The organism is Bradyrhizobium sp. AS23.2, assembly GCF_001908185.1.
Classification (GTDB): Bacteria; Pseudomonadota; Alphaproteobacteria; order Rhizobiales; family Xanthobacteraceae; genus Bradyrhizobium.
On sequence record NZ_LGHM01000124.1, the window covers coordinates 1 to 21900 of the forward strand.

Genomic DNA, 21900 nt, shown 5'->3' on the forward strand with positions numbered 1-21900 from the left:
CCTCGCGGCGTTGAGTGGGCCGGGAATATCGTCTGCCGCCCGATCCTGGCTGGACTGCACCATCAATATGGCCGGATGTGATTTACGGTAGGCACAGGTGGAACAGATGGTCCACCACAGCGAGGCGTTTTTGAAGGACTGCCGAGTTCTAATCGTCGAGGACGAGTATCTTATTGGAGACGACTTGGCGAACGCTCTGCGGACGCTCGGCGCTCATGTGATCGGGCCGGTCACTGCACTCGTCGACGCGATGTCTATCGAGCACGATGGTTTCGATGTCGCCGTGCTCGATATCAACCTGCGCGGATGCTCAGCCTTTCCGGTCGCGGACGACCTTATGCGCGACGGAAAGCCCTTCATTTCCACGACTGGCTATGGTGCCGAGAACATCCCCGACCGCTTCCAGTGCGGCGATGGGACAAACCTTACGATCTTGAGAAAGTCACGGCTGACGTTGTCGAGTTGTGTCGCCAAGTGCCGCGTCTCGCGGCATAGGCACGCCGGTTGAGCTCCGACCGATCCGGGGCATCAACGCGTTCCGAGACGATGCCCTCGAAGTCCGACCGGCGTTGGTCGCAGACCCGGCCGAAATTTGGGATGGATTCACACGGCGGAAGCACCGTTGCTCTCGATCGATCCGTTCAATTCCTGCGCACCATGCAAATGTTCAGCGATCCCTTCTGTGCCCGATGACACGTTCAGCCGATGATTCATTGCCCAGATCGCGGCTTGAGTGCGGTTCGTCACACTGATCTTGCGAAAGATAGCCTTGACGTGAGCTTTAACGGTGGGCTCGGCGATTTTGAAATGTAACGCTACATGCTTGTTGGAGTCGCCTCTGACAATCCGATCAAGAATAGCAATTTCGCGCGCCGACAGCTGTTTTAAGAGGTGTGAGTCTGCCTCAACGATTGGATCACCCTGTGCGACATTTGCAAGTGTCGAGACTTGATGCAGTTCAGTCCCAGTTGACCAGAGCCGCGCGTCTATCACTCTGAGCTGTCCGTTCGTGACCGCGTGCAGCGAACTCACGAGAGCTCTTGACGTGATTGAACTGAAGAGCGCGGCGTTTGCGCCCTCATCCAACGCGCTTTTCAGATACTGAGAGCACGTCTCATCGCCCACGGCTGTAATAAACGAGAGCGGGCAACGAGTTCTTATTCTCCTGCAGATGAGGTCCCGGCTCGGCCCAACGCGGACAATTATCAAAAAAGGTCCATCGTACGGCAGTGTGCCGAGATCCTCGAGTTCAATTCCGCAGCTCTGCGGACGGAAGCAGGTTCTCGATAGGATGAGGCGGAGGCCCTCTCGAAATATTCCATCATCCTCCAGGATGAACGTTGGTACTACCGGCTCATTTGACATAACTCGCCTCAAATGGAAGTAGAACCTTTGTCAGTCACTCCTTCGGAAGAAGGTGCTTTGAGTACAGTTGCGTTATCAGCGGTTTCCACTTTGTTCCCGAATTCGTTCATTACACCCGATCCGGATAGCTGGGGACATGTCAAATGTTAAAAATGCCAATCTGCCGAAACACAAGTTATTGCAAAGGTATTACAAAGGCCGAACATCGCCTCGCAATTTGACAGCAAGCCGAACGAGCTAGTTCTGATGGATTAGCTAGAGCAACCGTAGAGGTCACGGTGGTGGAACATTGTTTCGAACGGGAAGGGAAGCTTACGTTCTTAACGCCATTGTCGGTCCTTTCTGACGACAGCAACGATGGTTGCCAATGAACCGCCGAGGAAACACGGGCGGTGACTATTGGTTCCTGCCATCCGCTCCCATTTGCGAGTCGAGCTAGCTCCGCATGCATCTTTATCGTGAACTTCACTCATTGAGTTTCGCGGAGGTTGCGCGAGCGACGTAAACTGTAAACTGGCGCTGAACTTGACAAGCTGATTGACCTGCTTTCAGCCCAAATCGCGATCAACCAAATTCTCGGCGGATGTGTGCAGGCGAGAGGGTTAGTCCGCCATCGCTGGACAATCTCAATTGGTCAATTGCGCTGGGTGAATTGAGACGCATAATGCCAGGCGTCGGCTGTCAGCGACCGTGCAGCGGTTGTGCCCCAGCACATTCGTCTGCTGCTAAATCGTGTCCTTAGGGAGATCCGATGACGTCGCGAGCCCCTGTCATTTCCGTCGTAATTCCGCTCTACAACAAAGCTCATTGTATCCTGAAGACCCTTTCTTCGGTGGCAAGTCAGGAGCAGAGTGATTTCGAGTTGATTGTTATCGATGACGGATCAACGGACGGGAGCGCTGAGCTTGTGAAAGAGGCTGGCGTCTGCGACCTGCGCCTCATCCGGCAGAAGAATGCCGGAGTATCGGCGGCCAGGAATCGTGGAATTGCAGCCGCGCAAGGGAAATGGATTGCATTCCTGGATGCGGACGATCTGTGGTCACCGGAACACCTGCAAGGACTGTTGCAGCCGTTGAAGGAGACTGCAGCAATTGCCGCAATCAGCAATCTGCGGCTGGAAAGCCGCGCCGGCCAGCCCTTGATTGATGCGGCGGTTCGGCCGCAGATGGTGGATGACTATTTTTCATTCGCACTGCGCAACAGCAACTATCCCGCAAGTTCGAGCTCGATCATGGTTCGCAGGGACGAATTGCTCCAGGCAGGGCTCTTCGCTGAAGGGATCACGACCGGCGAGGATATCGACATGTGGTGCCGGTTGGCGTGCCGAGGGCCGTTCTTCTACAATGCGAGATTGTCGGCAACTTATGCCGACGCGTGTTCATCGAGCAACCGACCTGTCGTTCCACTCTTTGCGCAACGCCTTCCCGGGCTCATGCGAGACGGCAGGGTCCCCCCGGTATTGGTCGAGAGTGCCGACCGCTACGCAAATTTCCTGATGCTGGAGTATGCGCGCCAGCTGCTCGATCACGGACAAAATGCCGAGGCGCGTGCCGTTCTTCTCCATGCTTGCGTCGCGCGCTACGATACCCGCCGCTTCCTTAAGCGCTTGACGAGGACTTCATCTTTCGGGCGAATGCTTTTCCGGCTGAGCCGGACCGACTCGGCTCGGTGGAAGGTCGTCAGTTCGGCACGAGATTAGTGCGGAAGTCGAGGTCGTCCAATCCGCTCCGCCCTGATCCATGGCATCCTTTGTCCCCGGGCCAGTTTCATGATCGGCCTCATCACCATGATGATGTGCCGTGGTAGTTGCTTGACTTCATTCAGGCCGATCAGGTCGCGCCCGCAGAGATGCCAGGCTGTTGCAAGCGAGAACAGGAATAAGCAGCTGGCGAGTGCGGCAACGGCGACCGGGACAATGCTGCCCGCCATGACCATATGGGCGAGGCAGGAGCTCAACAGAAGCATGTTGGCCAGCGCAAGCATGCCGAGCGGGGGAATGGCAATGTCAGCCGCGAGCGCGAGCAGACCAACGTCGCGTCGTTGCAATCCCTGATAGATGAGGCGAGGCAAGTGGCTGATGATCAGGCCGAGGTGTCCTTGCACCCATCGTTCCTTTTGTTGACTTTGACCACGTTGATTGTCGGGAAAATAGCTGGTCACGCGCGCCGCGCGGAAAAATCGAGGCGGGCGTTCAACAAGCGCAAGTTCCAGACCAAAGAGCATGTCTTCGGCCAAGTGGCCCGTCGCGAATAGATCGGGCCTGACGAGCCGCCACGGCATTGCCATTCCCGTTCCGAGCAGCTGACAGGGAAGGCCGAGGCGGGCATAACCTGTCGGGCGGAGATCATTCTTGATGCGCCACGCGAACTCGGCCAAGCGCAAGCGTGGGGAGGCGGGAACGCGGGGATTTGCGACCATAAGATCAAGCCCTTGCACCGGTCCCTTCGCGGCGTCGCACGCGCGAGCCAGCAATTCGATCCCGCCCGGGTTGGTCTGGCAATCCGCGTCTATGAACAGGACGATTTCAGGGGGCATCGTGGCAATGTGGCGAAGACCGGCGGCAAGAGCAAAGCCCTTGCCGGGCCGATCGCGGTCATTTCTTACAACAACCTCCGCACCCGCTTGCGTCGCCAGTAGGGCGGTTCTGTCGGCACAGTTATCTGCAATGACCAAAAGCCGGTCGTTCGGCGACAGCTCCTCCTTGATACGATACACGGTCGCCTGGATATCCATCTCTTCGTCGTGGGCCGGAATCAATACCGCAATCAAAGGGCGGTGTGACGCGATGGGGAGCGGGCGATCACGGAGGAGAAGGGCCGCGCCTGTCTGCATCACGAGGGCCAGGGTCGCGAGAACGAGACCGACGGCAGCCAGTTCCAGGATTGTGGCGAGTATCCCTGTGAACAAGACAGACCTCAGTGTCGGTGAAAGTGAAGCCAACCGGTACCGTCAGTGTTGAACATTCGCTTCCAAAAGTGGTGCGCCGCATCCAGGCCCGCGAACCGATGGCGCGGTCTGATCGATCGCTCTGCGGAACCTTCCCGACTGCTCACAAGCAAAAAGCCGCAGCCATGATGCCGCAGCGCCTTCCTGACCTTCGGGTTGGTTGCGCAAAGAACGAAGCCGCGATGCACCCGCCGCTGGTAACCATAGGCGAGAAGTATCTGGCCGAGAAAGGCGGCATCGAGGAACGTGACGGCATCGAGGTCTACGGTGATGTTGCTTTCATCGTGTGTGGCGGCCGTCAGCGCAGCCCGCAAGGGCGCGAGATTGTCCTTAGTCCAGGCACCCGAACATGCCAGAAGGTCCTCAGAGCCCCGATGCGAATGTTGCAGGCGTGCCGCCGATAGCTGTGCGGGCGACGGCTGATGGAGCGCACGCGCGATCAGGCACGGCAAGATCTCGCGAATAAGCACGGAGAGCAGGGTGGCGAGATCGAACGCGTATCGAACATAGAGCTTCGGCTCTTCCTTGATACGCCATAGCCATTCGAGTCCATAGCGTCGAAAATGGGCAGGTGCGCGCCGTACGGTTCCTGCGACGAAGTTGATCGTAGCTCCAAGATTGCAAATGATCGGCGCCGAGAGCAGATGCTCATTGTGGCTAAGCCACAACAGTCCTTTCCGCGCGCCGACAGATACGACCAGGAGGTCGGGGTCTGTCTTGTTAATGGAGTCGAGGATGGCAGGGGTGCTCATCGACTCAACGGAGCCAAAGCCAGGTGCGCATAGCCCGGCGCACCGCAAACCAGATCGCATCTCGTCGAGACGTTCCTGTACACGCCGTCCAACTTCGTCAGTCGCACCGAAGAAGAAGGCACTAACACTTCTATTCGTTTGATGCATCAGGGTATCAAACAGGTCGCATCCACAAACCCGATTTCGGACCGGTATACCAAGCGCTCGAGCCAGACAGACGAGCGGCAATCCGTCGATGATGGAGAGATCATTGGCAAGCACCGCATCCCTAAACTCGGGATCGGCGCGGATGAGTCGCAAGAAGTCCGCATTCGGCGTGACGATGCTGCAACGCTGTGACCCGTCGATGCTTGCCACTGTCAACTGCCGGGCTTCGTCAAGCGTCACCACGTCACACAGCAAGCCCTGGATGCAAACAGCAGGTCGCGAGAAATTGGGGACCACCGGCTTCAGCGAGCGTCGAAGAACAGTGCTCGGATGTGCCTGCATAGAAAGTGACATCGTCCCTCTCCATCTTAACCTTAGCCATCGATCAAAATCGCGAGAGGTGACGTGCGCGACCAAGCAAACCTCTTTCGAGCACCGCTACGCGCGAATTGGATGTGGAGAGTATTCAGCGTGGACTGACGAAAGCCATCCTCTTGCGGGATGGACGAGCCCTCGCATGCTGAGTAGTTCGAAACGGTTTTTTGGATAGCTCTCGCCGGGTCCGAACCGGTTTACTTGATCGGGCGCCCGGGCACTCGATCGCATTTCGAGTGTAAGATCTTCAGGAGTGATTTTGGTCAGCACCTCACCTCGCGGAGAGGATCCAGACGGACTAGTTACTCTGGAGTGATTGCAGCCACGTTGTACCTCTCGGCATGATCGTTTCTGTCGCACCCGGTCTCGGGAACCCGTAGGGCGCGTGGCGCGAACGCGGGGAGTGGTCGCAATGCTTGATATGGCGAATAGACGGCGTCCGCCCGTCACGCTTCCTGCAGATGACCCGTCAACGCCATCGGAGGCGTGGCGCGAGGGCATGGGCCTGAGAACATTCTTGATGAAGGTGCGGCAGCGCAGGCGGATGATCGGTCGCTCGATGCTCATTGCCGCGGCCGTGGGATCATTGGTGGGGCTCGGCTACAGCCTCGTCAGGAGCCAGGCCTTCAGCGCTTCTTCCGAACTACTCATTTCGAACACGACCTTGCAATTGTCCGGCCCGGATGCCGTGGTGACGCAGATCCTGGTCGAAAATTCGCTGATCCAGAGCGCGATCGAAATATTGAGATCAAACAGCGTGCTTGAGCGGGTCATCGACCGAGTTGGACTCGACGTCATCGAGCGCATTCTCCCGAAAGGCTTCTCAGAACGTGTCCTTGGCAGGACGGGTCTTGATCCCGCCGACCGGCCCTTGTCGAACTCGATGCAAGAGTCCGGGCAGGAGAGGGTGGATGCGGACAGAAGGCGCGCGGCGATACGAAACCTCAGGTCGAACACGCTGGTTGCACGCGTTGGCGCGAGCCAGATCATTTCGGTTCGTAGCAGAGCGATCGCTGCCGGAGATGCTGCCCGACTAACCAATGAGATCGCCAGCGCATTCGTTGAGGTTCAGAACGATACGAATGCGGTTGTCACCACAAGTGCCGCTCTGCGAGAACGAATCAAGGTGCTGGGTCCGACGGCCCGGATTATCAGCGAAGCGTTTCCGCCCACCTCCAGGGATGGACTGGGGGAGCCGTTGATACTTATCCTTGGAGCCGGCGCCGGCGGGATGCTGGGCCTGGGCGCAGGACTGGCCCTCACGCTCCTGGATCGACGCTTGCGGAGCTCGAGCCAACTCGTCGCGCTGACGTCAGCCGAGTGCTTCGGATATGTGCCGCAAGTGGCGGGGAAGAAGAGCAACACTGGCCGCGATGTCAAAAATGCCTGGACGTTGCAAAACATAGTGCTGCGGCGCGCGCGCTCGGCGGTGCTTGAACAATCAGAAAAAACACCGAGATTTGTCGGCGTAACATCCTGTCAAGACGGAGAGGGAAAGACGACGGTTGCTGCGGAGTTCGCGAAGCTGATTTCTCGCGATGGGGAGCGGGTCCTCTTTGTCGACGCCTCCCGATGTAGCCCGCTGATCTCGGGCCCTGCAGACCGTTCGGAAGTGGAAGGTCTTCAGGAATTACTGCGCGGAGAAGTTGCCGCCAGCGACGTTATCCGGGCACATGTCGGTTCCAATCTCGATTTCCTGCCGTCAGGCAGAGCGCTCTCGAGCCCCGATTTGCTGTGGGGCAATCTCGTCAGCGCTATCACTGGCGAGCGTGGCCAGTCGTACGATTGGATCATCCTCGACTTACCCTCCCTTATGTCCGCGGTCGAGGTTCGCTCGGCGGGTCAGATTCTCGACGATCTGCTGATCGTCGTGGAATGGGGCCGTACATCGGAAGGGCAGATGGAGCGTGCTCTGGGGGCGTTGGGGGCCATGCGGGAGAGGGTCATTGGCGCCGTGATCAACAAGATACCTTGGAGTTCGCTCGATGCCGAGACGTTGGCCCAGACGCGATCACCTGTTCCCGTTCGGCGGGAAGCGGCCACAAGACACTGAAGGCGAGCAGTCATGATGAAGCGAAGTTGGCGTGAGGTTACCCTCGCTCTGGGGGCCGTGCTTCTGCTCGGTACGCCCGCGGTCGACGCAGAGGATTACAGGCTCGGCATCTCGGATCGCCTTAAAGTGAAGGTGCAGGAATGGCCGGACCTGAATGGCGAATACACCGTCACTCCGGACGGCGTGGTGTCATTGCCTCTGATCGGCAATATCAGCGTGATTGGCCTGCGCCTGAATGATCTGACGCAGGAAATCTCCAACCGGCTCGCGCGGCGTTCTGAAGGCGCGGGGCGACCGCTCGCCGCGGCCGAGATCGTTCAGTATCGGCCGTTTTCCATTGTCGGAGACGTCCAGCGACCGGGAGAGTATCCGTATCGACCAGGACTCACCGTACTGCAGGCAATTTCAATCGCCGGCGGATACTATCGAGCCGAACTCGGTCTTTTCCGGCTCGATCGCGACGTCGCAATCGCAAGGGGCGAGATCCGGACTCTGTCCATGAAGCAGACCCGGTTCATAGCGCGCGCAGCGCGTCTGACAGCCCTGCTTGCCGGGCGCTCGGATATTCCCCTGCCGTCGGAATTCAACGACCAGAAGGACAATTCCGTCATTCTGGCTATTATGGAAAGTGAGCAGGCTGCGCTCGCTCTGGCAAACGAAACCGCGAATTCAGAGAAGGTGGCGCTCGACGAAATCAAGTCGCTGTATCAGCGGGAGATTGCATCGTTGCGGGGGCAAATTGAGGCCCTTTCGCAAGAGGACACCACCATCCAGCAGCAGCTGAAGGATATGCGCTCACTCTCGGCGCGGGGCCTCGCCCTCATGCCAACCTTGTTCAACCTGGAACGAGCGGCCGCACAAATTTCGAATGAAAAGATGAGCATGCAAACGGCAATCGTGAGAGCTGAAGAAAATACCACCCTTGCCGAACAGCGGCTTCGAGAGCGCGACCTCGAGAGGGACCGGTCAAACACGCGCGATCTGCAACAGACGAAGGAAGAACTCGCCGAGGTTCGGGCACGCCTCAAGACGGCGGTAGACCTCCTCGCCGAGGCAGAGATCAGCGCGCCAGCGGAAGCGCGCGAGCGCCTGGCCGGTCAAGCTCAACGGCCCGACGTCACGCTGGTTCGCAGAGACGGTGATACAACACGCGAGTTTGTGGCGGACGAAACGACCCTTGTCCTGCCCAATGATGTAGTCAAGATTCCGAGGATCCCCCTCAAGGGGTATGATTCCAGGAGCTCGACCAATCTGTCGCGGGCTGACAATCCAGAAGAACAAATAAGGTAACGCGCGGGCCTAAGGCGCCGCTGGCCAAGAGCATCCGCAAGATCCGAGTCAAGTCCCCACGACATTTTGAGGACGTCCAACCGCTCGCCCGCTCTTCATACGCATGGAGCGAACCCAGCCTCGTGCCCTCTGTATCCAGAAGCGCTCCCAATAGAAGGTGGACAGGTGAGCTACGATCAAGGTGAAAACAACCCCTAACGGCCTCTTGAGAAGATATCGCTCCCAGATGGTTCCTGCGTTCCACCATCCATTGGCCGTGAGCGGGTGAATGATGTAGAGCGCGTACGAGGTCGCTGCAAGGTAGCGAAGCACTCGGCTGCCAAGCAGCGCGACCAGTCGATTCGATGCCTGGGAGATCGTTGCCCAGAGCAAAAGGGCTGCTGCATACGGGCGAAAGTATTGCAGCCATGCGCTATCCGGGTGCGACGTCAAGGCCCAGACGCCGGCCGCCAGTATCCAGATGAGATAGGAGGCGGTGGGATGCCGGAAATGCCTCACTGGCAGTGTGGCAACACAGGCGCCTGCAAGAATTTCGTCCATGCGAAGGTGAGTTGGTATATCTATGTAGACGCCGCCGGCAATGCGTATGACAGTAATTGCAGCGCAGAGTGGCCACACGAGCAGGAGTGTCCGTCGACCGCCAAGTATGACGAGTAGTGTGACGAGTATATAGAAATGAACCTCGACGCACAGCGACCAGAGATGCGCCGTCACCGGCAGCATTTGATCTTCCCTGTAATTGACGATGAACCCAAGATGGAAGAGTAGTGCTTTTCCGCTCAATCCAAAAATGAAAAACACCAACAGGATGTACAGATATGAAAGCGGCAGGATCCGGGCGAGCCGCTTTACGACGAATTCCAGGGTTGCTGTGGACCGTAGCGTGCTGACGATCAGATAGCCTGAAAGGGTAAAGAACAGGCTCATTCCCATGGGACCAGCCATAGAGTTCAAGTGAAGGGCTTTGGGGCCTAGCGGAAGCAGGTGAGTGGCCAGTACGAGTAGGATGCTGATTGCGCGTAGCCCGTCGAGCGCCGGGCTGTGCGCTCGCCGTTCACCTTCACGCGCGTCCAGCGCCTGTGGCTTCATGTCATCGAACGGCGGCGCTGGTTGTTTCATATGATCGGAGCTCTACGCCGACGTACATGTTCATCGGCTTCTTTGGCTGCAACCGAGAATCGAGAAGGAGAAAGACGCAACGTGCGCGAAAGTTTCTCGAGCACGGCGCTGATGTGAAACGATATTTCATGTCGAAGAATGATAGCCGCGGCCATCCAGATTACAGCGGAGAGCGCGCCCGACGCGACGAATCCAATCATGATCGCGACGGGCTGGTCTGGCATCAGGACCCGCATTGCCATCGAACCGGGAATGACGACCAGAGCGAGCCCGAGGCTTCGGCGCCAGGCGTGAAACAGCCCATGGGGAGCGGCGCCCGTTGCGGATATGACAGCGTAAAAATAGCATATGGCCGAAAAGGCACCGCTTGCAACGAGGCTCCAGACGGCTGCGCTGGTGCCGAACATCAGCCCGATTGCAAGTGCGGCGGCCGTAAAGGCGAAGCTCGCGAATTCGCAGGCGAACAGCGCCCGCTCACGCCGCTTCACGATCAGGACATCGTAGTGGGCGGCGACCGTCAACGTAAGCGCGTGAGCGATCGCGATCGGCATCATCATGGTGCCCGTGACGCTCCACGCCTTGCCGTAGATCGTGGTTACGAGCGGCTCAGCCCATATCGCCAGCACAGCGTAGGCCGGCCAGGCTAATCCGGTAATGATCTCAATGAAGCGCCGGTACATCGGTGCGACACTGGCGCCCGTCGCTTCGAGTTGCCCAAAACTCGGAAGCAGCGGCCGCCCAATGCCGAACACAAGACTATTGCGAACAAACGAAACCAAATTCTGTGCCCGGGAAAACAGGGCGACATCGGCGGGGCCGGAGATCCGGCCAATCATCAGTTCCGGTGCCGACGAAGAGGTACTGGCGACCACCATCATCGCCGCGGTCCAGCCCCCAAAGGCGAGCAGGCGCCGCGTGCCAGCCAGAGTTGGCAGCAGCCGTAACGTCTTTGGTTCATAGGCGATGGTCATCATTGCGGTAACGATCGCCCCTGCGAAATAGCCCCAAGCCAAGGCCACGGCTCCGTAGCCGCGGGCAGCGATGACGATTGAAGCCAGGCTCTGCGCCACGGCCGCTCCAAGACCGATAGCAAGTAGCGAATCGAATCGCATGCTGCGCGTCAGGCGAACAGTTCCCGGGAAGGCAACGGCAGGCGCCAACTGAGCAAACGCGACTATTCGCAAGGCTGAGCCGAGAACCGGGTCGTGATAGAACTGCGCAAGAGCAAAGCTTAGCCCGATGCATCCGATGCTGACGCAGCCGGTAATCGCCAGGCTCAAGCCGTATGCCGCTCTCAGGAGCCCGGCGTCAAGCTCTGGCGCACTGACCACGTAAGATCCGACGGCGGTATCCTTCAGCGCAATGAATATGTTCGCGGCCGCGATTGCCACCGCGTATGAACCGACCTGCTTCGGTGTGAGCAGATGCGCAATGACGACTCCTGTCGCGAAGAGCACGAGTAGTGTGGCGTTCTGCTGCAGCGCCGAGATCAGCATCGCATTGCGCAGGCGCATGAACGGGTCTTCCGCGTGTGTCCGGCGATGGCCGGAGCGTAAGCAAGACTGGCGGGCTGAGTAAAATAGCTATCCGGACTAGTTCTTAATCTCAGCGAAGCAGTGGCGGACCCGATGATTGCCGCAGAGCTAACGGCGGATGGCGGATGCGACGATCGCCGTCTCGTTTCGAACGGTCGAGGTAGCGCGTCTGCACGTGGCGGCATATTCCCAAGCCTAGTCCTCAGTGTTCTCCGCAATACTTGGAGGCGCGCGGGGAGATAGTTCGAACAACGAAATGAGGGACGGATCTATGCCATAACGTTGCAGTATGCCGTCTGGATATCGCGGCTCCCGGATGATGGCTGCATACCCATGGCGCTCAAAAATCAGTTCCATGTCCTCGCCCCGGTTTGTGAGGCAACGTTGGGTCGCGGCATCGACATGGTTAGGAATGACCAAAAGCTGGTTCACCTTGTTTGTTGCGAGACGCTCCACCCACCAATCAATGGCCACCAGGCTGCATTCCGAAAAGCTATGGATATTGATTGCGAGATCAATCGGAGTGCTGGCAATAAACGTTTCAAACTCATCGAGCGGTATGACTGAGACACGTTCCGCGGCGCGAAACTTTAAATAGAACTCCGAAACAAACGTGGATTCGGCAATCGCATCGGTGGCATATATGTTTACGGTGCCCTGCGTAACGAGAGACAGTCGGTGCGGTAGCCGACCATATCCAGCACCGATATCAAGAATGTTGGTGTGCGTGTTGGCGAGATCCAGATGCGTACGGACAAAATCGATCTCTCGTACTGAATCCAGCAGATCTCGGGAAACGTGCCGGCCATCGATTCTGAAGACATGGGCGCCGAACAAGCCGTCCTCGTCGAGTAGAGTTAGAAGGTCGCCGGCGCCACTTGCCTTAAGGGCGTAGTAGCTCGCAGCGTAAGCGAGCTCGTTGAAGCGGGTTCCTCGACGTTCCTGCCAAACAAACGCATTGTCTTTTCGGAAGTACGCGATATCCGCCGCGGCTAGGATGCCATCTTCCCAGATCGCCGGCGTCGTGACCCGTGCGTCACACTTTCCGTATCGTTCCTTAAGTTCTTTCAGGCGGGGATTGTCGGGCCGCAGATAAGCCTCTGCCGATGGCGGCAAATTTGTCGTCTGGCATGACCCACCGGGCTGATGTAACTGCCAAGGATAAAGATCCCGCTCTCTAATGAGTCGTATTCCAAGCGTCTCGCCGGCCGCATCGTTCACTTTCCTCAGAATGTGTCTGATCATAACGGCACCACGGGTCGGCGACGTGCGCATCCATGCTCCCGCTCCGTCACAGGAGGACGTCGCTTACAGCAGATTGCATCGCGCAGCCATACTAGCGAATCTGCTGTGTCGTGCTGGGCGAGCAAATTGTAAGGCGACGCCAGACTGTCGCTGCGACGCGGTGAACAGCGAAGCCGCCAGCACCTCGGGCAGGAAGTCACCGGTTGGAGCGATCCGCCGACCGTCCACATCGAGGCGTCCTATGAGCGGACTGACCAGGAAACCGTTTTTCAGCGTCGAAAGTACGGGGTCGCCGGTAAAGACGAGCGCGTAGCCGGCGGCCAGCGCCTGATTGACGATGCCAGACGTGTATGCCCCGTGCGGAACGGACAGCGCATCAACGGAACTCTGGCCCTGGGCTATCACGATGTCGTTCAACACCGCGCGCGGACGGCTCAGCTCAGTGGCCACATCCGATGAGGAGGTCATGGCGGTGTGCGTTTTGCCGTGCGCTCCGATGGATACTCCGGAAGCAACGAGGTGTGCCAGACCATCTCTGGTAAGCATTTGTCTAGGCCACGTAATTCGATGCAAGTCGATGTTGAGTCCGGAAAATGCTGCCTGGACCTGCTCATCATCGAGCTCTGGCCCGCGTCGCACGATGTCCCAAATCAGCTTTGGATCATCAGGATCGTGCTCTCCCTGGCCGAGAAGGAGTGCATGCAATCGGGCAAGGTCGCACGGACGAACGCGTCCCGCGGTGAACGCCCAGAGCAGATCTTCGGTCCAGAGCCGCTCTTGCCGGCCAATGACGTCGGAAGTAACGAAGATGGTTGCGAAGACCGCATGCTTCCGCAGCAAGGGGAGGGCATATTCGAGATTGTCCGCAAAGCCGTCGTCGAACGTGATGAGCAGGCAGCGAGGTGGCAGAGGACGCGCCCCCGCGACCGAAGCCTTGACGTCATCAAGCGTGACGATCGTGTAATGGCTTCTGAAGAACATCAGGCATTGGTCGAAGGTATCGTCAGCGAGGGTCCACGGGGATAGGGCTGTTTCCCAGCGTGGGTCGTTGCGCCGCAGGACACGATGAAAGGTTACGACAGTCAAGGCCTGACGATTGCGGAGCCTGTGATATAGCGCTAGCGCACCACTCCGATAGAGCAGGCTGCGCGCCAGGGCGCGGAAGAAGCGAATTGGGGACGATCGCCTCCAACCTGCACCGGGGGAGGTCGCACTTGCTGCTCTTGCCATCGAATCCAAATGAGTGATCCCAGGTCGGGCTGTCCGCCGATCAAGTCAGCCATAGTCGGCGAGGGGCGCAATGGGTCAATGACCGATCCGGACTAGTCCGGAATCCCGGCCGCTAGGGGCGTGCATGCGCTGTGCATTAGCGAACCGAATGCTAGTGTTCGATGCGATGTGAAGACTAACGCGTGACAACCTCGCAACAACCTCTGGGACTGATGAACTCGCGCGGAACGGATGCAGGAGCGTCCGTGCCATGCGGGCTCGGGATTGTCTGGATATCTCATGAAGACATTTCACCCGCCTCAGGCGATCCTGCAGATGGTTCCGACGCGGCTGCGCGAAGGACTTCGCGATCTGGTGGACACGGCCTTTGCGAACGAGCGATCGGGCCGCCTCAGGATCCGTGCGTCCAGGGAGATCCTCGATCATGAATATGCACGCGGCCGTTGGGATTATCTCAGCCGTCTTGAGGAAATGACGCGCTACGCTGTGATCGTCGGATATTGCAGGTGCGGCGGCAACGTTTCCAGCGTCCTCGATCTCGGCTGCGGATCCGGTGTCCTGCGTCGTTGGCTGCATCCACTGCCGATCGATTATGTTGGCGTTGATCTGTCTGATTGTGCGATCGATACTGCGAGGCAGGAGTGGAAAGATGCTTCCACGAGATTTGTGGCGACGGACGTCGCAACCTATGTCCCGGATCGGAAATTCGACCTGATCGTCTTCAACGAGGTCCTCTACTACTTCGAGCAGCCGGATCAGATATTGAAGCACTTTTCGACTTTCCTTGAACAGAACGGAAGGTTTGTCATTTCCCTGTGGGAGTCAGCGGAGTCCCGGCGTGCCTGGCAACGCTCGCGCGATAGCGTGCAGGTTCTCGATGAGGTGAAACTTCAGCATGGTTCGGGAGTTTCCTGGCAGATTCGGCTATCTCGACCAGCCTTCCGGCAGCATGAGCATTTGCTTGATTGAGGGAGTCGCATGCATCGGGCACGATTGTCGGAGCCGCTCGCTGCAGCCGCAAAGAGAGCGAGCGTTCTCTATCTGGTCAATCAATATCCCGCCGTCACACACACGTTCATCAAACGAGAAATCCTCGCGTTGGAACGTTTGGGTGTTGAAATCATCCGTGTCGCAGCCAGGTCTGGTAAGGAGCTGGTGGATCCGGGCGATATTGAAGAGGAACGACGCACATTCTACCTGCTGCGTCGTCCGCTCGGTCTGATCCGCGCTGCGGGGGTAATGCTCATCCTGCGCCCCCGCAGCCTCATCAAGTCTCTCGTTATGAGCCTGCAAATGATGCGCCGGAGCGACCGCGGTCCAATTTTGCATGTTCTGTACCTGCTCGAGGCATGCCGCGTTGCCTCGCTGGTGCGCGTGACTGGCGCGACGCACATTCATGCCCACTTTGGGACGAACCCTGCCGAAGTTGCCATGCTTGCCTCGGAGCTTTGTGGAGCAACGTACAGTTTTACGGTTCATGGCTACGATGAATATGACAAGCCCGAGTTCCTTGGGCTCCGGGTTAAGATTCGTAGGGCCGCGTTTGTTGCTGCAGTGAGCCACTACGGGCGTTCTCAGCTGTACCGCTGGTGCGACGGCGCCGATCGCGGCAAAATCAAGCTGATACGCTGCGGCATAGAACAACAATTTCACCAGACGGCGGGGAATAATGACACTCCGTGCGACGCAGCACGGTTCGTTTGCGTCGGACGACTATGCCGCGAAAAGGGGCAGGACATCCTGATCAAGGCTGCAGCGCTCATGGCAGCAGCGGGGCATCAATTCGAAATCATCTTGGTCGGCGATGGCGAGGTGCGAGCAGAGCTTGAGGCCCTGATCGGGACGTTCCGGCTTTCCGAGATCGTGCGCCTGCGCGGCTGGATGAGCAGCGAGGACGTTCGCCGGGAGATGATCGATGCCCGAGCACTGGTTGTTGCGAGCCTGGCGGAGAACCTCCCGGTCGTCATTATGGAGGCGATGACACTGCGGCGTACGGTGGTTGCCACCCAAATCGCCGGCATTCCCGAGCTGGTCGTCCCAGACCAAACCGGTTGGTTGGTCCCGGCCGGTTCGGTCGAGGCCCTGGCAACTGCCATGACAGAGTGTCTCTTGGCGTCGCGCGAAAAGCTGTCGGCGATGGGACGGCGTGGCCGCGAACGGGTACTTATGCTGCACAATATCGAGCGCGAAGCCGCGGCGCTGGCCGATCTCTTTGCCACGGAGGCATGCCCAAATCAGACCGCGCTCCAAAGCTCGCGGCCTCTGTCAACTGCAGTCCAATAGATTACCCCGTAAATCTCCAGAAGCAGCTATGCGGCCTGCAGTTCGAGTCGTATGCCGGATGGAGGTCCCGGGGGCGCGCGGACAAAGACCTTGGTTATTGACGCGCGCGCCGGCCAGGTGAGGTCAGCCGTTTCCCCTACCTTCAAGTCCCACACTGAAGCCAGAACGGTTGTGCCGTCGCGCGCCCGGACGTCAAGCCCACCTGTTGCTTGATTGAACCCCACAGCCTTCACGCGATAGCGCTGACCAGGCTTGGGGTTGATGTACCAGCAACCCTGTGTCCATTGAAACCAGGGATCGTGACTCGCGTCGTCTCTTAGATGAAGTGTCTGGTTGTATGCGATAGGGCTCCTGGTCTCAGGAAACAAGAACAAGTTGGAGATCGTTTCGAAGCCGCTCTCCGACTCTTCCGGGCCTTCTTGTTTTGCCCAAGGCCCGCGCATGGAAAGAAGGTTCATTCGTTCCCATGGAAGCGGAGTAAAGGCTACGCCTTCCGAGTCCAACCAACTCGACATGGATATCACCGGCCGTAGATGATCGCGAATTCTGTCGAGATCCTCTGCCCAGGATGACCGCCAAAGGTTGTTTCGATCGACAGCCTGAGACCATTGGCCGCCGATTTCGCCTGCAAACGAAAAGGTCCGGAAGGCGGTATCGGTCAGCCGCGCGCCGTAAACCTTCAACGTCCTGGCGATAACTCGAGCATTTGGCAAATTGAGCGCCTCGGAATCAAAGTCGGGGGACAGCATGAAGAGCGTGCCCATCGGAAAGGAGCCTGAATATTCGTTTGCGCCCGTCGTGTCCTGCAAAGTTGCGGGATAGAGAGGCCCCGACTTCAAGGCGTTCGTGTGGGCTGCAACGGCCAGCGCGTGAGGCACGATAGCACTGCCAATCTCGTGCGCTCGTAAAATGCCGCTGGTGGAAGGAGTTCCAGACGCACGTGGTCCGTCCGGACGGGCCGGCGATCCCCATCCGCTACCGCTCACAGACGACGCGGTGTATTTGCCTGCCTTCCAAACTTTCTCAGTGGCGTCAAAACTCAGTTGGAAGAAAGAATGGATAAAACCGGTACTCTCGTCCAGGATTTCGCAATGGCCGTCCAGGCCGGTTGCTGGCACGACGTTCTCCGGGAAATGTGGAACGATGACTGGCCTGTTCCGGAGCTCGTCGGCCACCCAGATTCCTTCGGCCGCATCTCTTCCCTGAACCGTCATGGGGCCGTCCGAGGCGGTGGCGCGAAACAGTTTCGCTGCGTATTTGTCCTGCTCCAGCCAGGCCACGTTGTCTTTTCGCGGGATCGTCGCCGTGCCAAGCACGGGATCAACGGGGCGTGCATTCCAGAGTGATTGCGAATTGAACAGGTGTTCGAATGTGCCGATGGAACCAGCGGGGCTCGCCATCAGCCGAGGCGGCATGGTCAGCAAGCCTGTCAAGGTCATCAGAAACTCACGACGCGAGGCGGTCAATTTCATGGGTCCACCGCTGCACTGTTTCAGCTTGCGCTTCTCTTCAGATATCGCTTCAGCCGGCGAGCAGGCAAAACCAGGAGATTTGCGACAGGTAATCGGTCAAAGACTGATGGCTGGGCTATATCCGTTCGGGATGGACGCTGGTACCCCAACTTCGGCCACGCGACAAAGTAGCGGAGCTCCGGAAACGTCTTTCCAAAATTGGTGTACGCGGCATCGATGCCGCGCGATCCTCCGACAGGATCAATTGCAAGTTGCGCGATTTCCTCGTGAAGGAAGGGCACCATCAGTTCGATTGCCGTGCGATGAAAAGCTACGAAATGCGCACCGCGTATCCAGCTTCCGGGACAAATCCGTTGAATTGGTCCTGCCTGGCATTCGTCACGTTCAAGGTCTTCGTGGCCGCCGAAGAACATATCCCAGTCCTGCTCGCCCAGCGCATCTAGAGCACGTACGAGGGCAACTTCAATGCTTCCTACGAAGTCACAATCGTCCTCAAGTATTAGTACACTTTCGAAGCGCTTCTGTCGGGCCTCTTCGAGTACGGCCAAATGACTATGAAAGCAGCCTCTCGCGCCGACCGTCGGGAAGGGGTGCGGGCTATCGAAGGTCGAAGCATTGTGGAACTTTATCCTGCGGCCATCGATGGTCAGGCCGAGCCGAGCGAATTCAGAGGTCGTGTCGCGGCGACGATCTTCCCGAGCCGCCAGATTGACTATTCTTGTTGCGTCAAACGTATTCAACAGTGAACGACCTGCTGTGGTCGGCTCAAATTCCGTCGCGGGCATCTCCATTGTCAAACTCCTGGCGGGGACGCTAACCGGTTTGGTCTCGATGCGACGCGCGGTTGTGACAGGGAGCGCGAGGCAGGAACGAGCTCACCCGAAGCGCATGCGGTGCCAACCGTGAACCAGAAAAACCATTGGAATTGCAGATAACCGAAGAGATTGTCGTAGTAGAGGACGATCATGTATCCGACGCACAGCATCAACATGACGAAAGACCCGGCGAAGTCTTTGTTGAACGTTGTGATCAGTCTGAGGACGATTGTCCCCATCAAGAACGCGAACGCGATGAGGCCCGCCAGCCCCATTTCGAAGTAGATCTGTAGAAAGCCGTTGTGCAGACCGAGCCCCTCTTGCACATCGGGGCTTCCGGCCTCCGCATCCAGAAGCGAAAAGAAGAGTGGCACGTAGGACTGGAACGAGTTTAGCCCATACCCGAGCAGACCCGGCGGATTGTCTCGCAGCCATTCGAGTGTGTCTCGCCATAGCAATTCGCGCCATGCCAGGGAGTTGAGTTGCTCGAAGCCAACAGCAACCGTTCCGGACTCGATATCCGATAGCCGTTCACTGGTGCCGGGAATGACAACGGCGAGGGCGGGCAAAATCAGCATGGGCAGAAGCCAGCGCCTGTCGATAACGATCGCGTATGCGACCAGGACGATGAGCATTGCGAACCAGGCGCTTCGTGTCTTGGTGAGCAGCAGCAGGAAGAGAAGATAGCCTGCATAGGCAAACATCGCTCGCCGCATGAAGATGGTAAGCGCGATCCGCCTGGTCGAGTTCAAGAAGAGGATTAGAACTACCAAGCTGAAAAGGTAGAACGCGTAGATGTTGGGATGTGTAAATGTGCTTTGCAGTCTGTGGTCTCCCACCAGGATGGCGGGGTCCATTGCAAGTTCCAGAAGCGCGAAGGTTGACGGTACGACAGATGAGGCGATCGCCACGGTGAAACAGAGTGACATTGTCCTGCAGCTCTTGATCACAACGTGAGGGATCATAAACACGGCTGCATAGGTGATCAGCGCCAACAGGAGGCGCAGTCCACCCTCGGGATCCGGAGTGCGGAGGAGTGAGCAAGCAGCGGCCAGAAGAAAGGCGAACCAAGCGACGAAGGTGGTGGAGAAGGCAAGCGCCGGAACATAGAGTATCGCGACGAGTGCCATTCCGATGACAATGGCGTTAAATGCGGCGCCCGGCCCGAGGTGGCCGCCAGACGCATCCCTCAACCATTCGAACAGGCGATCACACGATGGGCGTATCAGCATGATCGCCAGTGTCATATGCCGCACGCCCGTAACAAAGGCGACGAGCAGAAGAAGGCCTGTGAGAGCAACGGTCAGAACCATGATCAAGCCATTCCGAAGATCGCGCACGATTGGCGATCGGGCCAAGGCGGGGCGCGTATGTCTGGAATGAGGGAAGCGGCAACGCCGGCGCTGATGAGCTCCTTTGCCTGAACGTTGGAAGTCGCCGAATCGAGCAAACGGCTTTCACTGAGCGGAAATGCCTCGATCGGATGGCGGTCAGTTGATTGTCGCTTCGCAATTTGACTGACTTCGGTGCCCACGAGCAAACACCCGAATGTATCGGCGCGGGAGCATCGGACTTAGCACCAATGAATTGTCGTCCGGTTCATGCGCTATGTGTACGATGCGATTGTTGTGTTCCTGCGGCCCGGCCACAAAGCGTGCGACTTCAAGGGCTAGTGGCCCGGGGAGATGGGACGTTTAGATCGCTAACTGAGTGGCGAACGGGCAGGATAACCCCTCGGGAGCACATTGGGTCGTCGGCCCTTGAGGTAATGCCAAGATGCGGTTGCTTGATCTGAATGGGCGCTCCGCTGCTGCCCGTCCACAGAACTTCACCGTGTTTGGCCCGGCGCCGGCGGGTGCTGGTCGATCGGCTCTGGTTGGCAGGCGCCAGTCCGAGGGAGCAGGCAAAGAGCCGGACCTACGGTTCAACGCGGGATACGGAACGGACAATGATCGCCTTGATAGAGGCGGGCGAGCCGACATCGCAGGGCGCGTCGCACGACAAGCCCCACAGGGCGATCCAAATTGTGCGAGCAAGAGGATCTTGGACTTTGTGTTGGCCCTGATCGGAATCGTCTTTCTATTCCCGCTGTTCATTGCTGTAGCGATAGCCGTGAGGCTCGAAACGCCGGGGCCGGTATTGTTTCGCCAATCTCGGGGCGGTCGGAATGGCAAGTGCTTTCGAATCCTGAAATTCCGGACGATGACCTGCATGGAGGATGGTGTTGAGGTTTGTCAGGCGCGATCGGGGGACCCTCGCATTACGCGAGTTGGAAGAGTTCTCCGGAGAACGAGCTTCGACGAGCTTCCGCAGCTCTTCAATGTAATTTGTGGCGACATGTCTCTTGTTGGACCACGGCCGCATGCGCTCGTTCACGATGCGATGTATTCAGAGCTGATCACTGCCTATTCTAGTCGTCAGGTCGTGAAGCCTGGAATCACAGGCTGGGCCCAAGTGAATGGATTCAGGGGCGAGACACGCGAGATCGCCGCCATGGAGGGGCGAGTTCAGCACGATCTGGAATATATACGCCAGTGGTCCCTTTGGCTCGATATCGTCATCATCGCGAGAACTGTCGTCGAAATCCTGCGATCCAGGAATGCTTGCTGAGTTGATCAGTTCGCTTAGGTTGCTGTTTCGTCAATTTCTGTTCGGGCGAGCTCTTTTCGATCTGCTGTGACAAAGTCGGGATGGGGCCGTACGGCGGCGCTTCATGGCAATTCTCGCTCGTGCATACGGCGCCTTACCGCTGGGTTGGCACTAACGAACCCAATACGCCGAGAGCCGAACTTAAGTTCATCCGTTCGTCGAATTAGACCTCTTGGCGGAGAGACGGCCCCGGCTGGCAGGGGGCTTTGGGGATATCGCCGGGGCCGCTCCACCGGCTCAACGGCAAGCCGGCAGGATTTAACCTCTGACGAAATTCCCTGTTCCCATTCGATGAGAACCGTTGCATAGTTTTCCCGATTTGAGCTCGCGGTTTTCTCGAAGAGGCCGTTGCCATGTCGAGTTACGCCGAAGATCTGCAGATGCTTCGTCTGATCAAAGCGTTTCAGCAAATAACCGACCAGGAAGCGCGGCGCATGGTCGTCCTCTACGTGGAGGAGCAGCTGGAGAAGCAGCAGGCGAAGGCGCGGCAAAAACCTTGGCGGACGGAGCTGTCCCTGTCGGAAACCTAATCCAGCTGGCCCGTGAGGCCGAATCGCGCAATGCTTCTGTCTCATGAGAGAAGCTTACAGCCTGGTCTGGTCGGTGCTGGTCTTATTGTTCCGG

19 protein-coding genes are annotated in these 21900 nt (G+C 58.1%); 8 read left to right on the plus strand and 11 right to left on the minus strand.

What is annotated here, in order from left to right; genetic code table 11:
• The first annotated feature begins 106 nt into the window (after positions 1-106).
• The gene (locus AC630_RS25490) at positions 107-508 is read left to right on the plus strand and encodes a response regulator (RefSeq protein WP_245330512.1); all 402 of its coding nucleotides are present in this window, start codon (positions 107-109) and stop codon (positions 506-508) included.
• A 95-nt stretch (positions 509-603) separates the two neighbouring features.
• On the opposite strand, the gene AC630_RS47225 is transcribed toward AC630_RS25490, so the two are convergent.
• Entirely contained in the window at positions 604-1032 is a 429-nt protein-coding gene (locus AC630_RS47225; RefSeq protein ID WP_167561279.1) for a response regulator transcription factor, read from the minus strand.
• Between the two features lie 1084 nt (positions 1033-2116).
• Here AC630_RS47225 and AC630_RS25500 point away from each other — a divergent pair.
• Positions 2117-3064, plus strand: coding sequence for a glycosyltransferase family 2 protein (locus tag AC630_RS25500; RefSeq protein WP_074121176.1), 948 nt, complete (start codon positions 2117-2119; stop codon positions 3062-3064).
• Here the strand turns inward: AC630_RS25500 and AC630_RS25505 are convergent.
• Both AC630_RS25505 and AC630_RS25510 read right to left on the minus strand, forming a co-directional pair.
• Complete coding sequence (locus tag AC630_RS25505; protein ID WP_083636389.1) at positions 3061-4272, minus strand: glycosyltransferase family 2 protein; 1212 nt, start codon at positions 4270-4272, stop codon at positions 3061-3063. The two genes, AC630_RS25500 and AC630_RS25505, sit on opposite strands and share 4 nt — an antisense overlap.
• An 8-nt stretch (positions 4273-4280) precedes the next feature.
• Entirely contained in the window at positions 4281-5564 is a 1284-nt protein-coding gene (locus tag AC630_RS25510) for a WecB/TagA/CpsF family glycosyltransferase (protein ID WP_083636390.1), read from the minus strand.
• A gap of 433 nt (positions 5565-5997) precedes the next feature.
• Here AC630_RS25510 and AC630_RS25515 point away from each other — a divergent pair, with 433 nt between their 5' ends.
• Complete coding sequence (locus AC630_RS25515; protein WP_083636391.1) at positions 5998-7638, plus strand: tyrosine-protein kinase domain-containing protein; 1641 nt, start codon at positions 5998-6000, stop codon at positions 7636-7638.
• A gap of 12 nt (positions 7639-7650) precedes the next feature.
• Positions 7651-8928: a polysaccharide biosynthesis/export family protein gene (locus AC630_RS25520; protein WP_074121179.1), complete on the plus strand. Its 1278-nt coding sequence runs from the start codon at positions 7651-7653 to the stop codon at positions 8926-8928.
• A gap of 48 nt (positions 8929-8976) precedes the next feature.
• On the opposite strand, the gene AC630_RS25525 is transcribed toward AC630_RS25520, so the two are convergent.
• The 4 genes from AC630_RS25525 to AC630_RS25540 all read right to left on the minus strand — a co-directional run bounded on the left by AC630_RS25525 (position 8977) and on the right by AC630_RS25540 (position 13913).
• Positions 8977-10047 (minus strand): acyltransferase family protein, encoded by a 1071-nt coding sequence (locus AC630_RS25525; protein ID WP_083636392.1) that lies wholly within the window; start codon positions 10045-10047, stop codon positions 8977-8979.
• Positions 10044-11561 (minus strand): oligosaccharide flippase family protein, encoded by a 1518-nt coding sequence (locus AC630_RS25530; RefSeq protein ID WP_074121180.1) that lies wholly within the window; start codon positions 11559-11561, stop codon positions 10044-10046. The genes AC630_RS25525 and AC630_RS25530 overlap by 4 nt, the downstream gene beginning before the upstream one ends.
• A gap of 216 nt (positions 11562-11777) precedes the next feature.
• Entirely contained in the window at positions 11778-12857 is a 1080-nt protein-coding gene (locus tag AC630_RS25535) for a putative sugar O-methyltransferase (protein ID WP_083636393.1), read from the minus strand.
• Positions 12858-12890: 33 nt separating this feature from the next.
• On the minus strand, positions 12891-13913 hold the full coding sequence (locus AC630_RS25540) for a polysaccharide deacetylase family protein (protein ID WP_167561280.1): 1023 nt from the start codon (positions 13911-13913) through the stop codon (positions 12891-12893).
• A gap of 423 nt (positions 13914-14336) precedes the next feature.
• On the opposite strand from AC630_RS25540, the gene AC630_RS25545 reads away from it, so the two are divergent.
• On the plus strand, positions 14337-15026 hold the full coding sequence (locus AC630_RS25545) for a class I SAM-dependent methyltransferase (RefSeq protein ID WP_074121183.1): 690 nt from the start codon (positions 14337-14339) through the stop codon (positions 15024-15026).
• Positions 15027-15035: 9 nt separating this feature from the next.
• Complete coding sequence (locus tag AC630_RS25550) at positions 15036-16340, plus strand: glycosyltransferase family 4 protein (protein ID WP_074121184.1); 1305 nt, start codon at positions 15036-15038, stop codon at positions 16338-16340.
• A gap of 26 nt (positions 16341-16366) precedes the next feature.
• Here the strand turns inward: AC630_RS25550 and AC630_RS25555 are convergent, their stop codons facing one another.
• Genes AC630_RS25555 through AC630_RS25570 form a run of 4 tightly spaced genes read right to left on the minus strand, consistent with a single transcriptional unit; the run spans position 16367 to position 20161 of the window.
• Positions 16367-17812 carry a hypothetical protein gene (locus tag AC630_RS25555; protein WP_143198306.1) on the minus strand — a complete coding sequence of 482 codons (1446 nt, stop codon included), beginning with the start codon at positions 17810-17812 and terminating at the stop codon, positions 16367-16369.
• Between the two features lie 20 nt (positions 17813-17832).
• A complete protein-coding gene (locus tag AC630_RS25560; RefSeq protein WP_074121186.1) occupies positions 17833-18603 on the minus strand; it encodes a glycosyltransferase family 25 protein in 771 nt (256 codons plus the stop codon).
• Between the two features lie 2 nt (positions 18604-18605).
• The gene (locus AC630_RS25565) at positions 18606-19940 is read right to left on the minus strand and encodes an O-antigen ligase family protein (RefSeq protein WP_074121187.1); all 1335 of its coding nucleotides are present in this window, start codon (positions 19938-19940) and stop codon (positions 18606-18608) included.
• Between the two features lie 2 nt (positions 19941-19942).
• Positions 19943-20161, minus strand: coding sequence for a hypothetical protein (locus AC630_RS25570; RefSeq protein WP_074121188.1), 219 nt, complete (start codon positions 20159-20161; stop codon positions 19943-19945).
• A 242-nt stretch (positions 20162-20403) separates the two neighbouring features.
• On the opposite strand from AC630_RS25570, the gene AC630_RS25575 reads away from it, so the two are divergent.
• The gene (locus AC630_RS25575; RefSeq protein ID WP_083636396.1) at positions 20404-21237 is read left to right on the plus strand and encodes an exopolysaccharide biosynthesis polyprenyl glycosylphosphotransferase; all 834 of its coding nucleotides are present in this window, start codon (positions 20404-20406) and stop codon (positions 21235-21237) included.
• A gap of 392 nt (positions 21238-21629) precedes the next feature.
• Positions 21630-21806, plus strand: a complete 177-nt coding sequence (locus AC630_RS45615; RefSeq protein ID WP_167561281.1) for a hypothetical protein — start codon at positions 21630-21632, stop codon at positions 21804-21806.
• Positions 21807-21900 lie beyond the last annotated feature (94 nt).

What these genes read in the sequence shown, in the direction of transcription:
- AC630_RS25500 (WP_074121176.1), top strand. Translation starts at nt 2,117, where the DNA reads ATGACGTCGCGAGCCCCTGTCATTTCCGTCGTAATTCCGCTCTACAAC.
- AC630_RS25510 (WP_083636390.1), bottom strand. Translation starts at nt 5,564, where the DNA reads ATGTCACTTTCTATGCAGGCACATCCGAGCACTGTTCTTCGACGCTCG.
- AC630_RS25490 (WP_245330512.1), top strand. Translation starts at nt 107, where the DNA reads ATGGTCCACCACAGCGAGGCGTTTTTGAAGGACTGCCGAGTTCTAATC.
- AC630_RS25515 (WP_083636391.1), top strand. Translation starts at nt 5,998, where the DNA reads ATGCTTGATATGGCGAATAGACGGCGTCCGCCCGTCACGCTTCCTGCA.
- AC630_RS45615 (WP_167561281.1), top strand. Translation starts at nt 21,630, where the DNA reads ATGTCGAGTTACGCCGAAGATCTGCAGATGCTTCGTCTGATCAAAGCG.
- AC630_RS25555 (WP_143198306.1), bottom strand. Translation starts at nt 17,812, where the DNA reads ATGAAATTGACCGCCTCGCGTCGTGAGTTTCTGATGACCTTGACAGGC.
- AC630_RS25520 (WP_074121179.1), top strand. Translation starts at nt 7,651, where the DNA reads ATGATGAAGCGAAGTTGGCGTGAGGTTACCCTCGCTCTGGGGGCCGTG.
- AC630_RS25575 (WP_083636396.1), top strand. Translation starts at nt 20,404, where the DNA reads ATGCGGTTGCTTGATCTGAATGGGCGCTCCGCTGCTGCCCGTCCACAG.
- AC630_RS25525 (WP_083636392.1), bottom strand. Translation starts at nt 10,047, where the DNA reads ATGAAACAACCAGCGCCGCCGTTCGATGACATGAAGCCACAGGCGCTG.
- AC630_RS25565 (WP_074121187.1), bottom strand. Translation starts at nt 19,940, where the DNA reads ATGGTTCTGACCGTTGCTCTCACAGGCCTTCTTCTGCTCGTCGCCTTT.
- AC630_RS25535 (WP_083636393.1), bottom strand. Translation starts at nt 12,857, where the DNA reads ATGCGCACGTCGCCGACCCGTGGTGCCGTTATGATCAGACACATTCTG.
- AC630_RS25545 (WP_074121183.1), top strand. Translation starts at nt 14,337, where the DNA reads ATGAAGACATTTCACCCGCCTCAGGCGATCCTGCAGATGGTTCCGACG.
- AC630_RS25560 (WP_074121186.1), bottom strand. Translation starts at nt 18,603, where the DNA reads ATGGAGATGCCCGCGACGGAATTTGAGCCGACCACAGCAGGTCGTTCA.
- AC630_RS25550 (WP_074121184.1), top strand. Translation starts at nt 15,036, where the DNA reads ATGCATCGGGCACGATTGTCGGAGCCGCTCGCTGCAGCCGCAAAGAGA.
- AC630_RS25530 (WP_074121180.1), bottom strand. Translation starts at nt 11,561, where the DNA reads ATGCGCCTGCGCAATGCGATGCTGATCTCGGCGCTGCAGCAGAACGCC.